Origin of the sequence: Bradyrhizobium sp. WYCCWR 13022 (assembly GCF_030435535.1) — a bacterium.
Taxonomy (GTDB): Bacteria; Pseudomonadota; Alphaproteobacteria; order Rhizobiales; family Xanthobacteraceae; genus Bradyrhizobium.
In genome coordinates, this window is sequence record NZ_JAUIZJ010000002.1 from 1,254,671 (window position 1) to 1,268,478 (window position 13,808).

The 13,808-nt window shown below is 64.3% G+C and carries 9 protein-coding genes; 4 read left to right on the forward strand and 5 right to left on the reverse strand.

What is annotated here, in order from left to right; translation table 11 throughout:
- Positions 1–361: 361 nt before the first annotated feature.
- Positions 362–1,261, reverse strand: a complete 900-nt coding sequence (gene iolE, locus QY049_RS07265) for a myo-inosose-2 dehydratase (protein WP_258762248.1) — start codon at positions 1,259–1,261, stop codon at positions 362–364.
- 15 nt (positions 1,262–1,276) lie between these two features.
- Positions 1,277–3,118 (reverse strand): 3D-(3,5/4)-trihydroxycyclohexane-1,2-dione acylhydrolase (decyclizing), encoded by a 1,842-nt coding sequence (gene iolD, locus QY049_RS07270; RefSeq protein ID WP_258762249.1) that lies wholly within the window; start codon positions 3,116–3,118, stop codon positions 1,277–1,279.
- A 243-nt stretch (positions 3,119–3,361) separates the two neighbouring features.
- Here iolD and iolG point away from each other — a divergent pair, with 243 nt between their 5' ends.
- Both iolG and dinB read left to right on the forward strand, forming a co-directional pair.
- Positions 3,362–4,363, forward strand: a complete 1,002-nt coding sequence (gene iolG, locus QY049_RS07275) for an inositol 2-dehydrogenase (RefSeq protein WP_301269272.1) — start codon at positions 3,362–3,364, stop codon at positions 4,361–4,363.
- A 126-nt stretch (positions 4,364–4,489) separates the two neighbouring features.
- Positions 4,490–5,590: a DNA polymerase IV gene (gene dinB, locus QY049_RS07280; RefSeq protein WP_301269227.1), complete on the forward strand. Its 1,101-nt coding sequence runs from the start codon at positions 4,490–4,492 to the stop codon at positions 5,588–5,590.
- 57 nt (positions 5,591–5,647) lie between these two features.
- Here dinB and QY049_RS07285 read toward each other — a convergent pair whose 3' ends face one another.
- Entirely contained in the window at positions 5,648–7,807 is a 2,160-nt protein-coding gene (locus QY049_RS07285; protein WP_301269228.1) for an exonuclease domain-containing protein, read from the reverse strand.
- Between the two features lie 326 nt (positions 7,808–8,133).
- Here QY049_RS07285 and QY049_RS07290 point away from each other — a divergent pair, with 326 nt between their 5' ends.
- Positions 8,134–8,589 (forward strand): RbsD/FucU family protein, encoded by a 456-nt coding sequence (locus tag QY049_RS07290; RefSeq protein ID WP_258762252.1) that lies wholly within the window; start codon positions 8,134–8,136, stop codon positions 8,587–8,589.
- Positions 8,590–8,621: 32 nt separating this feature from the next.
- Here the strand turns inward: QY049_RS07290 and QY049_RS07295 are convergent, their stop codons facing one another.
- Positions 8,622–9,611: a tripartite tricarboxylate transporter substrate binding protein gene (locus QY049_RS07295; protein ID WP_258762254.1), complete on the reverse strand. Its 990-nt coding sequence runs from the start codon at positions 9,609–9,611 to the stop codon at positions 8,622–8,624.
- A gap of 322 nt (positions 9,612–9,933) precedes the next feature.
- Between QY049_RS07295 and QY049_RS07300 the strand changes: the two genes are divergently transcribed.
- The gene (locus tag QY049_RS07300; protein WP_301269229.1) at positions 9,934–12,774 is read left to right on the forward strand and encodes a winged helix-turn-helix domain-containing protein; all 2,841 of its coding nucleotides are present in this window, start codon (positions 9,934–9,936) and stop codon (positions 12,772–12,774) included.
- Between the two features lie 62 nt (positions 12,775–12,836).
- Here QY049_RS07300 and QY049_RS07305 read toward each other — a convergent pair whose 3' ends face one another.
- Entirely contained in the window at positions 12,837–13,775 is a 939-nt protein-coding gene (locus QY049_RS07305) for an aldo/keto reductase (protein ID WP_258762256.1), read from the reverse strand.
- Positions 13,776–13,808: the final 33 nt, after the last annotated feature.

Consider the following 13,808-nt stretch of genomic DNA (forward strand, 5'->3'; position numbering starts at 1 on the left):
GGCCAGGACCACACGGTTTTGCCGTACGCGCGGTTCGCAAATTCGCCGCATGATCGTCCAGCTTCGTCGACGTTGCCGGATGAATGCTGGCGAGACGAACCTGACAGCGCCGTTCGTCCGGCACGCGGCTACGGGCTCACAGGGACTACCCGCCCTGCCCGCTCCTCTCGCGCCCAACGCTGCCCGCGTCCACCGCAAGCCCGGCTCGCAATCAAGACGACTCGAGATCGCCCCTCAAGGATGAGCCGGGATGGGTGATACATACGACATTTCCGAATTTCGGTAAAGTGGAATATATTTGACGAAAGGGATTGACGGGGTGCCGGATGTTTTGCCCGACGGGTCGGCGGGACCGCGCCGATCAAGCCAGCCCGGCCACCTTCAAGCTCTGCTTCAGATGGGCAACACCCTTCCTGGCATAGGTCAGCGGATGCGCCTTCTGCGGGTCTTGCTCGGCCTCGACCACGATCCAGCTGGAATAACCCGGCAGTTCGCGGAAGACGGCGGGGTAATCGACCATGCCATCGCCGGGCACGGTGTAGACACCGAGCTCGCCGCCCTGCCCCAGCACTGCATCGAGGAAGCTCCAATCCTCGCGCCGCGCCTGCTCCATCACCGCCCGGCGAACGTCCTTGGCGTGGACATGGCTGATACGGGCGCGATACTTCCGGGCCAGTGCAGCGGGATCGGCGCCGCCCCAGGTGGCGTGGCCGGTATCGAGCAGGAGATGAGCGGCCTCGCCGGTCGCCGCCATGAAGGCGTCGATGTCATCGGCGCTTTCCACGATGGTGCCGATGTGATGATGGTAGACCAGCCTGACGCCCTCGGCGAGCGTACGCTCGGCGATATCAGTGATACGGCGGCCGAACTCCACCCAGTCGCCCGCCTTCATCATCGGCCGTTGCGATAGCGGCTTGCTGCGGTCGCCATGGATCGCATTCGAGGTCTCGGCGAAGACCAGCACGGTCGATCCCATCGCCTTCAGCAAATCGAGATGCGGGCGCAGATGCCGCGTCTCCTCGTCGGCATCGCGCTTGAGAAGCTCGGCCGAATACCAGCCGGAGATGCAGGCCATGCCGAAGGGCGCGAGCGCGGCCTTCAAGGCTTGCGGTTCGCGCGGAAATTTGTGGCCGAGTTCCATGCCCTCGAAGCCCGCCTCGCGCGCCTCGGCGAGGCACGTCTCGAGCGGCGTGTCGCCGCCGATCTCCTGAAGATCGTCGTTCGACCAGCCGATGGGGTTGGCACCGATACGGATAGGCATGACGTCCTCGCTTGATCAGGTATTGCGGCGCATCAGCGCCTCGACATAGCTGCGCCTTGCGGCCTCGACCTCAGTGCGCTCGGAGACCTCCGGCACCGCCACATCCCACCAATGGCCGCCGGCATCAGTCGAGCGCAGCGGGTCGGTATCGATCACGACGACGCTCGTCCGACCGTGGTGACGTGCCTCGTCGAACGCCGTTTCCAATTCGCTAATGCTCGCGACCTTGCACGCGATCGCCCCCATCGCGGCGGCATGGGCGGCGAAGTCGATCGCGGGCAACGTCTCGTGGCGGGTATCGCGCAGGAGGTTGTTGAAGGGCGCGCCTCCCGTCGCGTTCTGGAGTCGGTTGATGCAGCCGAAGCCTCTGTTGTCGAGCACGACGATGATGAGTTTCGTACCCAGCATCACCGACGTGGCGATCTCGGAATTCATCATCAGATAGGAACCATCGCCGACCATCACGACGACTTCGCGCGTGGGATCGGCGAGCTTGACGCCCAGCCCGCCGGCGATCTCGTAACCCATGCAGGAATAGCCGTATTCCATGTGGTAGCCGCCGGGCGCGCCCGGCTGCCAGAGCTTGTGCAACTCGCCGGGCAAGCCGCCGGCCGCGCACAGCACGACATCATCGGGCCGGCTGTGGCGTTGAACGGCGCCGATGACCTGCGCATCGCTCGGCAAGGCTTCGTTCCCGACAGCCAGGTAGCGCGCAGCCGTTTCTAGCCAGGCCGTGCGGCCGCTTCTTGCCTGATCGGTCCAGATAGCAGGGGCCGTCCAGCCCTGAAGCGCGGCGCCGAGGTCCGCCAAGCCGACCTTGGCATCTGCGACGAGTGGCTGGGCGCGGTGCTTGCCGGCATCGAACGGCTGTGTGTTGAGGCCGACGATCCGGCAGGCGGGATCGGCGAACAGCGAGCGTGAGCCCGTGGTGAAATCCTGCAAGCGCGTGCCGATCGCCAGCACGAGATCGGCCTGCCGCGCCGCATCGTTGGCCGCGCCGGTGCCGGTGACACCGATCGCACCGAGATTGAGCTGCAGATCGTGAGGCATCGCGCTCTTGCCGGCTTGCGTTTCCGCCACCGGGATGCCGTGCGCCGTGCAGAAGGCAGCGAGATCACCTTCCGCCTCGCTATAGAGGACGCCACCACCGGCGACGACGAGCGGGCGCTTGGCTGCCTTGAGCAGCGCTGCGGCCTGAGCCAGTTGCGTCGCGTCGGCCCGCGCCCGGCGCGGCTGCCAGACGCGCTCGGCGAAGAACCAATCGGGATAGTCGAAGGCCTCCGTCTGCACGTCCTGGCAGAGCGCGAGCGTCACGGGGCCACATTCGGCCGCGTCGTTGAGAACCTGCATCGCGCGCTCGAAGGCGGGCATGATCTGCTCGGGCCTTGTGATGCGGTCGAAATAGCGCGAGACGGGCCGGAAACAATCATTGGCGGAGACAGTGCCGTCGCCGAAATCCTCGATCTGCTGCAGCACCGGATCGGGGCGGCGGCCGGCGAAGACGTCGCCCGGCAGCAGCAACACCGGCAGGCGGCTGACGTGAGCCACGGCTGCGGCCGTCACCATGTTGGTTGCGCCGGGGCCGATCGAGCTCGTCACCGCCATCATGCGCCGGCGGCGCGAGGTCTTCGCGAAGGCGATCGCGGCATGCGCCATCGCCTGCTCATTATGCGCGCGCAAGGTCGGCAGACGATCGCGCGCGGCATACAGCGCCTCGCCGAGACCTGCGACATTGCCATGCCCGAAGATCGCCCAGACACCGGCGAAGAGAGGCCGGTCCTGCCCGTCGATTACCGTCCTCTGCGCTGCCATCGCGGCGACGAGCGCCTGCGCCATGGTGAGCCTGATCGTCGCCATTACTCACTCCCACTCAACCGCGCCGCCAGCTTGGATCGGCCGGCCGAAATATTCCGTCATCACGCTGACCGCGCCTTCGTCGTCATCCAATCTGACACGATGCCGTGAAGCGGTTGACGACATCGAGAAGGACACGCTCCGACCTTGACTAGGCGGCGCAGAGAATGGAATGCTTATTCGAATAGTCAAGCAAGACAAAGAAAATATGCCACCCAGGGAGTGCCTCCGTCTGAGACGGACATGATGATGACAATGCGGTTTGGACTTCTCGGCGCCGGCAGGATCGGGCGCATTCACGCTCTCAATGTCGTCGCACGCGGCGATGCACGGCTCGTCGCGGTGGCCGACGCCTCAACCGAGGCCGCGTCCTCGCTGGCCCAGGCGACCGGCGCGAAAGTCGCCGATGCGGACGCGATCATGAGCGATCCCGGCATCGACGCCATCCTGATCTGCACGCCGACCGACACGCATGCCGATCTGATCGAAGCCTCCGTGTCGGCCGGCAAGGCTGTGTTCTGCGAGAAGCCGGTCGATCTCGATTCGGGCCGCATTCGCCGCTGCCTGGCCACGGTCGAAAAGTCAGGCAAGCCTCTGATGATCGGCTTCAACCGCCGCTTCGATCCGAACTTCGCGGGCCTGGAGAAGCGGCTGCGCAGCGGCGAGGCCGGCGAAATCGAGATCGTCAGCGTCATCTCGCGCGATCCCGGACCGCCGCCGGTCGACTATGTGAAACGCTCGGGCGGTCTGTTCCGCGACATGATGATCCATGATTTCGACATGGCGCGTTTCCTGCTGGCGGAGGAGCCGGTCGAGGTCTTTGCGCTCGGCTCGGCGCTGGTGGACAAGGCTATCGGCGAGGCCGGCGACGTCGACACCGCCGCGGTGCTGATGAAGACGGCGAGCGGGCGCATCGCCCAGATTTCGAATTCGCGCCGCGCCACCTACGGCTACGATCAGCGCATCGAGGTGCACGGCTCGAAGGGAATGCTCCGGGCCGGCAACATTCACGAGACGACCGTCGAGATCGCGACCGGCCAGGGTTTTCGTGCCGATCCGGTGCAAAACTTCTTCCTCGAACGCTATGCCGCCGCTTATCGCGCCGAGCTCGCTGCGTTCGTCGATGCCTGCGCCGGCAAGGCCGCGCTCTCTCCGACCGGTCTCGACGGCCTGCGTGCCCAGATGCTCGCCGACGCAGCGACCGAATCGGCCCGCACCGGCCGCCCCGTCGCCATCGAGGCCGCCTGACGCTGACGCCGGCCGAACTCGGTTCAAACGCCAGATTGCCGCGTTGGGCGCGCCGGCAACGACAAGACCAACGGCTGAAGCGTGGGCCACCTCGCGATTCTCTCGGACCGATTGTATCATCGGCGCATGAGAGACTCCGACGCCGTGGAAGGCGACGCAACCCGCGTTCGCAAGATCATCCATATCGACATGGATGCCTTCTACGCGTCCGTGGAACAACGCGATAACACGGAGCTGCGCGGCAAGCCCGTCGCCGTGGGCGGGTCGGCCGAGCGCGGCGTGGTCGCTGCGGCGAGCTATGAAGCGCGCAAATTCGGCGTTCGGTCTGCGATGCCGTCGGTCACCGCGAAGCGGCAATGTCCCGACCTGATCTTTGTCAAGCCGCGCTTCGAGGTCTACAAGGCGATCAGCCGGCAGATCCGCGAGATCTTTGCCGAGCACACGGAGATCATCGAGCCACTGTCGCTCGACGAGGCCTATCTCGATGTGACCGAAAACCTGCAAGGCATTCCCCTCGCCCGCGACATCGCGCTCAAGATCCGCGAGAAGATCAAGGCCGAGACCGGCCTCAACGCGTCGGCGGGCATTTCCTACAACAAGTTCCTGGCCAAGCTCGCCTCCGATCATCGCAAGCCCAACGGCCAGTTCGTGATCTCGCCCGAGATGGGACCCGCCTTCGTGGAAACGCTGCCCGTCGGCAAGTTCCACGGGATCGGACCGGCAACAGGTGCAAAGATGAACGCACTCGGCCTGTTCACCGGTCTCGACATCCGCAACCAGACGCTCGAATTCATGAACGCCAACTTCGGCAAGTCGGGCGCCTACTACTATTGGATCTCACGCGGCGTCGATGAACGGCCGGTGCGGGCCAACCGGATCCGCAAGTCGATCGGCGCGGAGACCACGTTCTCGACCGACCTCGCTGATCTCGACGTGCTGGTCGGCGAGCTTCGTCCCCTCGTCGACAAGGTCTGGCGCCACTGCGAGACATCCGGCAGCCGGGGCCGCACCGTCACCCTGAAAATCAAGTTCGCCGATTTCGAGATCATCACCCGCAGCAGGTCCGTGCTCGCGCCGGTCGCCGGCCGGGACGAACTCGCGCGCCTCGCCAGCGGCCTGCTCGAAGTCGAGATGCCGCTGCCCAAGCGAGTCAGGCTGCTTGGTGTATCGCTGTCGTCCCTCCAAGTCGGAGACGATGCGGAACCGCAATTGACCTTCGGTATCTGATCCGTGGGACATGGGCAGACGCGTTGTCCTGCAGGAGATCTCGCGGTTGCCGGCAGATCAGGCCGCGATCTCTTCCGCCCCGCCTCCGTGCTCATCGCGCTTTGCATTGATCAAGTTGAGTAGATGCGCGGCGGCGCGGGCATCGCATAGAGCGCGGTGGTGGTCTTTCAGCTCGATATTGTAGGCACGGGTGAGCTTGCCGAGCCCGTAGGATTTGTGACCGGGGTAATGCCGGCGCATGCCCGTGCAGGTGCAGAGCTTTGGAAAGCGGAAGCGACGCTCGAGGCGCTCGTATTCCGCGGCGATGAAACCATAGTCGAAATTGACGTTGTGGGCGACGAACACGCCGTCGCCCATGAATTGCATGAAATTGTCGGCGACTTCCGCGAACAACGGCGCGTCCCGCACCATCTCGTTGGTGATCCCGGTCAACGCGACGATCTTGGACGGGATCGACCGCTGCGGGTTGATCAGCGAATGCCACTCCGCCACGACCTCATGATTGCGGATCTTGACGGCACCGATCTCGGTGATGCGATCCCCGCCGGTCCAGCCGCCTGTTGTCTCGATGTCCACGACGACGTAGTCTTGGTCCGGATCGAAACGGAAATCGGCACGGCCGATTTCCGCGGGGATTCCGGCGTTGCCGAGTTGGCGAAGCCGCGTGAGCTGGTTGCGCCTGATGACGTCGCCCTCGGCCTTCACTTCCATGAACGAGACGGCGCCGTCAGCCACGAGCATCAGATCGGGGAAGCCATCGCGCATCGCGCGATAGTCCTCGCACATCTGGCGAAGGATCCTGGCGAGACCATCAGCGCTTGCGCCGGCAAGCAGCGCGCGGAGTGCATCCATGTCGACATGGTCCCAGGCGAACACGCCGTTCGGCTTCCCCCACTTTGCGGCGACGACACGCAAAATCCGGGGGAGCGCGGAGCGCGACGCGACGGCCTCCAGCTTCGTCTCGATCTGGGGCGAGAACATCAACGCGAAGGTTCTGTCCTTCAGGCAATGCGGCATCCAGTCGAAGCCGCTGTGCAGCTGTCCGGATTCGAACAGCTCGTCCCAGAACAGCAATCCGAACAGGCAATGCCAGAGCGTGTTCTCGGCGTGGAAGACCTCGAGGCCCTGCCGGCGCAGAACGCCTGCGATCCCGGCCTCCGGGTTGCCGCGCCAGGTGTCGTCGACCCTGAGCGTTCGTCCCGCCCGCAGCAGCTCGGTGCATAGCCCCGTCCGGCGTCGATCGAACTTGCGGGCATAAAAGTCGCTCGCGAAGACGAATTCGTCGTCGCTGGCGGGATCGTCGATCATCCGACGCAGCAGGTCCTCGGCTGAATCCTTGTCGCCTTCCGCATAGAGCAGTCGAGCGAGGCGCTCGTTGCATTCGGCCGAGGCGCCGGCGCGGTAGAGCTGGACCGCGAGCGCGGCCTCGCCCTTTTTCTCGAAATGCAGCCCCGCTTTGTGGGCAGCACGGCTTCGCAGCTCGATCGCGTAGTCGGTCGGGCAGACCGGACCGCCGAGAATGTCGGCGACGGAGTTGCGGTACACCTCGTCCGATTTGGTCTCGAGGTGACGCAGCAGGCGCGCGTAGTGGAAGCAGGCCCTCGCTTCGCCCACATCGGCAAACCGAGCGCTGAAATCGCCCTGATCGTTGGTGCGCAGGATACCGAGATCGCGCAGCGCGAAATTCTTGAGGTTGTCCTCGGTCTTGCCGAAGTAGAGATAGAGCAGGAACTCGAGCGGCTCGGTGTCGCCGAGTGCGATGAAGGCCTCGCCACCGCAGTGCTGAAAGGCCGTGCCGAACGACAGATGGGCGAGCCAATACTCGGTCAGCTTGGCCTTGGGCCATGAGGCCCTGACATCGCTCATGCCGGCCGCCCTGGCACCGTCGAACAGCACCGGCTTCGCAAGGCACGCCAGGAACGCAGCGTAATCCCGATCGGTCAGGCCTCGGACATAACCGGCGAGACCAAGCTCCCCCAATGCGCCGACGGGATCGGCAATCTCCGCGTATTTGAACGTGGACGGATTGAAGACCGTACCGTTCCGGTTGACCATCCGGATGAAGAGGCACTGGGCGTCCTTCGAGAGCGACGAAAAACGAGCGATAAATGTGCGATGCCGTTCGGCCAGCACCGGACCGTAGGTCTCGCAAACGAAGCTCAGCATCTCGGTGAAGTGGTCGTGATAATAATAGACCGGCAGGACAGGCAGCGTCATCCGCGCCTCACCCTCGGCGCGGCGCAGCGAGATCCGGATCTGGCGCGGGCAGCAAAGGCACGGGCCACCTCTGATTCACGGGCATCCATGTTCAACTTTTGTTCTTTTTGCCCGACAGTGTCAAGCTCAGAACCTTCGCGGTTGCTGCTCGGCTTCCAGGGCGTCTACCGTGCCGTGCCCGACAGCGAGCCGACGGGATGAAGTGCGACCAGCACGGCAATGTCTGGGTCACCGCGCTTGGTTAAATACGTCAACTTGCAGTGATACGGATGGGATTCGGACCATCAGAGTCAGGGCCGCTTTCGAGGACAAGGGAGGGACACAACATGCTCAAGGGCATCAACCCACTGCTGAATGCCGACGTGCTCCATGCTTTGCGGGCAATGGGGCATGGCGATCGCCTCGTCATATGCGACACCAATTTTCCGGCTGACTCGATCGCGCGCCAAACCACGTTCGGCGGGCTGCTCCGCATCGACAACGTCAGCGCGGCGAAGGCGATTGAAGCCATCCTCTCGGTGATGCCGCTCGATACGTTCGTTGACGATGCGGCGCTGCGCATGGAGGTCGTCGGCCAACCTCACCAGGTGCCGCCGGTTCAGCGCGAGGTGCAGGCCGTGATCGATCGCGCCGAGGGACGCTCCTGGCCGCTGGTCGGGGTCGAGCGCCATGCCTTCTATGAGAAGGCCAAGGCATCCTACTGCGTGATCGCCACCGGCGAGCGGCGCTTCTACGGCTGTTTCCTGCTCGCCAAAGGCGTCATCGCGCCGGACGAAGAATGACGACGACGAGAATGCGCGCCCCCCCGGCGCGCTTACAGCGACTGGAGCCCGATCGACCTGATCACGGGCGCAAGGCTTGCCAGGGTGGCATCGACGGTTCGCTGGAATTTGTCGGGGCCTGAATCGCTGTCGGGCTCCATGCCCTGCGCGCGATAGTTCGCCTGGAGTACGGGATCCGCCATTGCCGCAAGGGTCGCCTGCGCGATGCGGTCGATGATCGCATCATCGGTCGTTTTCGGCGCGAACAGGCCGAACCATCCTTGATAGCTGAGATGTGGCATGCCCGATTCGATGGCTGTCGGAATATCGGGCGCACCGCTCAAGCGTTTGTCCGTGGTGACTGCAAGCAGCCTTATCTTGCCGGCCCGGCTCAGTTGCTGCAATTGGACCGACATCACCGCAACCACGAGAGATATCTGGCCGCTGACGAGGTCGTTGGTCGCCTGAGAGATGCCCCGATAGGGGATGTGGACGATATCCAACCCACCCGCCTGCTGCTTGAACTGCTCGCCGACGAGGTGGTTGCCGGTGCCGATGCCTGGAGTTCCATAGGACAGCTTGCCGGGGTTGCTCCTGGCATGAGCGATGAGGCCTTGCAGATCGGTGGCCGGCACCGACGGATGGATGGCGAAAACCAGAGCGCTGCTGATCAGCCGATAGATCGCCCGAAAGTCGCTGATGGAATAAGCAGGATTGCGCGTCGTCAGCGGGATGATGACCTGCGTGCTGCCGTTTCCGAGCAACAGCGAATAGCCGTCAGGCTTCTCGCGTGCGATTGCGGTCGTCCCGATCGCACCGCCCGCACCGCCGATATTGCCCACATAGGTCGGGCCGAGCTGAGACGACATCCTCTCAACCCATGGGCGACCGATCTGATCGCCTGAACCGCCTGCAGAATATGGAATCACCAGCCGAATGGGACGCGACGGATAATCGGTGGCGCGTCCACTTCGTGGATTTCCGGCGAGGGCGGCAGCAAACGTGGCCGCATTGACGAAGTCTCGCCGCGAGAGGGATGCCATGTCCTGTTCCGAAGTCGGGAGCCTTGATCAATGGGACCGGCCCCAAAGCGCCATTCGCAGCACTCCGCGGCGATCGTCAATGGCGGCGCGGCCGATGAGTGGCATGCCCACCGCGCGGGACTGGAAGCTGCCGGCCATCGCCGGAGTGGCGCTGTCATAACCCATTCATTTTGCAGGTTATATTTTCGCTGCGCGTCATCGACAGAAGCGACTGCGAGCGACCAGACCACCGCCTTTGCTGCTTTCGTCCAGTTTACTGTACGCTTCGTTCTGGTAGACCAAATCAAACAATTTTGACTCCCCGCCGAGGGGGCGATGGCGCGTGCCAGACAACAACAACCAAGACTCGGCCATTTCTTTTGGGCCATTTCGACTGTTTCCGAAGTCCCGCCTCCTCGAGAAGGATGGCGCGCATCTTCACGTCGGCGGCCGCGCGCTCGACATCCTGATCTTCCTGGCCGAGCGGCCCGGCGAAGTCGTCGACAAGCGCGAACTGGTCAAACGCGTCTGGGCCGACGTGAATGTCGACGATGGCAGCCTCCGCTTCCACATCGCAGCGCTGCGCAAGGCGCTCGGCGACACCGGCAAGTCGGCTCGTTATGTGGTCAACGTCCCCGGGCGCGGCTATTGCTTCGTCGCATCGCTCGCCCAGGCCGCTCCCGCACGTCCTGCTCCCCCAATTGATCTCCCCCTCCCCCGATCGCTTCCGGCTCCGCTGGCCCGGGTGATTGGGCGGGACGACGTCATCGACAAGATCTCGACAGGGCTCGTCCAGCATCGCTTCGTCACCGTGGTCGGTCCCGGCGGGATCGGCAAGACCGCAGTCGCCGTGGCCGTGGGCCATCGCCGTCTTGCGCATTTCGACGGCCACGTCTTCTTCATCGACGTCGGACCGGTGAGAAGGCCCGAACTCGCGGCAATCACCATCGCCGCGACACTCGGGCTGTCCATCAACGCGGAAGACCCGGTCCCGGCTCTGCTGACCCATCTTCAGACCAAGCCGACGCTGTTGATCTTCGACAGTTGCGAGCACGTGCTGGAGACCCTTGCACCGCTGGTCGAGCGCCTGGTGCGCGAGGTACCGCGATTGCATGTGCTGGCAACCAGCCGCGAATCCTTTCGCAGCGAAGGCGAACGGATCTTCCGGCTGTTTCCGCTCGATTGCCCGCCCGTGCGCGACGACCTCGCGGTGGCCGAGGTGCTTGCCTATCCCGCAGCCCAGCTCTTCGTCGAACGTATCGCGCAGAGTTCCGGATCGTTTCAGCTCAGCGCGGAAGAAGCGCCGCTGGTGGCGGACATCTGCCGCCGCCTCGACGGCATCGCGCTCGCGATCGAGCTCGCGGCGGGACGCGTCAACGCCTTTGGGATCGCCGGCACCGCATCCCTCCTCGACAGCCGCTTTTCGCTGCAATGGCGCGGGCGACGCACCGCCATCCCGCGACACCAGACGCTCAGCGCCGCGCTCGACTGGAGCTACGACCTGCTTCCCGCATCCGAGAGCGCCGTCTTGCGCAGACTGTCGGTGTTCGTCGGGCCATTCACGCCGGAGGCCGCTGCCGCCGTCGCCGCAGGCGACGGGCTCAGCGCCGCAGCGACAATGGAGGCGATCGACAATCTCGTCACGAAGTCGCTGATCGCACCATCAGGCGCACGAACACTGCGCTATCGCCTGCTGGATACCACACGGACCTACGCGCTGGGCAAGCTGAACGAAGCCGGTGAAGGCAAGCGGATCGCGCGGCAGCATGCCGAATATTTCCGCGACCTGTTCGAGCGCGCCGAGGCCGAGACCTCCTCTCCCTTGTCGGACTGGCTCGGCACCTACGGCGCTGAACTGGACAATCTGCGCGCCGCGCTGGACTGGGCCTTTTCGCCCGATGGCGATGCCCGGCTCGGCATCGCGCTGACCGCGGTGGCGGTCACGCTCTGGGTCCGTCTTTCGTTGTTCTCCGAATGTCGCGAGCGCGCCGGGACGGCGCTTGCCGCGCTCGGCGACCAAGGCGACGACCGGGTGCGCATGCAGCTCCTGGCGGCGCTCGGCTGGTCGCTGATGTATGGCGAAGGACGGGCGCGCGAAGCTCGCCCGATCCTCGAGGCCACGCTCGAGCTGGCCGACAGGTTCGATGACAAGGATTTCCGTTTGCGGGCCCTCTGGGGCTTGTCCATCGATCAGTTCAACAATGGAGCGTTCGGCAAGGCACGCGCGCTTGCCGACCGTTTCGCCGAAGCCGCGGCGAATTCACCTGACAAGACGGACCTCATGCTGGCCGACCGCCTCACCGCCGTCGTGCTGCATTATCTCGGAGACCAGCGCGAGGCGCGCCTTCGGATCGACCGGGTGAATGCGTCGCTGCATGTGCTGGCCGAGAAGCCGAAGATCTTCCCGCTCGATTTGCGGATTTCGACGCAGTATTTCCGCGCTCGCATCCTGTGGCTGCAGGGTCAGGCGGATCAGGCCCTCGCACTCGCCGAGCAGAACATTCACGAAGGCCGCGCCAACGGCCACGCGCTGACTTTCTGTAGCGTGCTCGGACAAGCCGCCTGCCCGATCGCCTTCCTGGCCGGCGACTACGATGCCGCAGAGCGCCATGGCACCGAGTTGCTGGAGCATACCGATCGCCATGCCATCAGGCTCTGGGGGCTGTGGGCCCGCGCGTTCAACGCGCTGGTCGCTGCGAAGCGCACGGACGTCGAGACGGGCCTGCCGCTGCTCCGCGACGAGCTCAATCGCGCCGGCGATGCGCGCTTCCTGCCGCGTTTCCTTCCCCTGCTCGGCGAACTCGCGGCGTGTTTCGGACAGGCCAACCAGGTCCACCAAGGCTTCGACACGATCGAGAGCGCCTTGGCGCGTTGCAACGACAGGCAGGAACGTTGGTATCTGCCCGAGTTGCTGCGCATCAAGGGTGAGCTCATGCTGCGAGACTCCCCGCAATCGGAAACCGCCGATGCCTGCTTTCGCGAGGCCATGGATCTGGCCACACAGCAAGGCGCGGACTTCTGGCAGCTGCGATGCGCCATCAGCATCGCGCAGCTCGGGATCGGACAAGGTCGGCGCGCAGACGCACTCGCCGTTCTGGAGAAGGTCTGCGGCACGCTGACCGAAGGATCCGACATCGCCGATATGCGGATCGCGCGGGGCCTGATCGCAGACCTGCGGACGTGACCCTCGCGCATCTTGCTGCGGTGGCTCTGACCCGAATGAAGCCGGCACTCACGTCCTTCAGTTCATACGGCTCTCGGAATAAAGCCGGGCACGCCGGTCTCGACCACCGAGTTGAACCTGATGTTCGTCGTGATCCGCTGCTGTATCTCCTGCATGGCCTCCTCAGGCAGGGCTGAGATATCGAGGTTTTCCCGGATGCGCCGCGGATTCGTCGAGGTGGTCAGGAATGCGGAGCCGCGTTGGACGGCCCATGCCAGCGCAATCTGAGCCGGCGTCTTGTGCACTCGCTCCGCGATAGCTGTGATCACAGGATCGGCCAGGACGTTGGGCTTCATGGCGTGTCCAAGTGCCGCAAACGCTTGCAGCACAATTCCGTGCTCGCGGCAGAAGTCGAGTAATTCCCATTCCGGCAGATAGGGATGAGATTCGACCTGCACCATGGCGGGCCTGATCCGCGCGACCGCAACGATCTCGCGCAGCTTCTCCAAAGTGATATCCGAAAGGCCGATCGACCTGCAGTGGCCCTCGTCGACGAGCCGCTCCAGTGCCTGCCATGTCTCTGCCAACGTCACTCCTGAATCATAGATGACCCGCCCACGCTCGTCCCTCGGATCCTGCTCGTCGCCGGGTTGAAAGGCAAATGGCGTATGGATGATGTAGCAGTCGATGTCGTCGAGTTTCAGCCGCCTGCGGCTCGCGTCGAAGGCGGGTTTCACCCTCTCCGGCCGATGGTTGGTGTTCCATAACTTCGTCGTAACGAACAGGTCCCGACGCTGAAGCATCCCCGCCCCGAACGCCTCGTGAATCGCATCACCGACCGCCTCTTCGTTGCGGTAACGCTCTGCGCAATCGAGATGGCGAAATCCCGCCTCCAAAGCAGCCTTTGTGGCCTGCCTGGTCACGACCGAATCCGGAATGAGCGTGCCAAAGCCCACGGCGGGGATCGATCCGGAGCCATAGGTGGGAACTCTCGTGTAACGAAGGGAATCGGATGCAATCATGTCGAGACTCCTTTGCTTGTCCTCGGCTCCCGC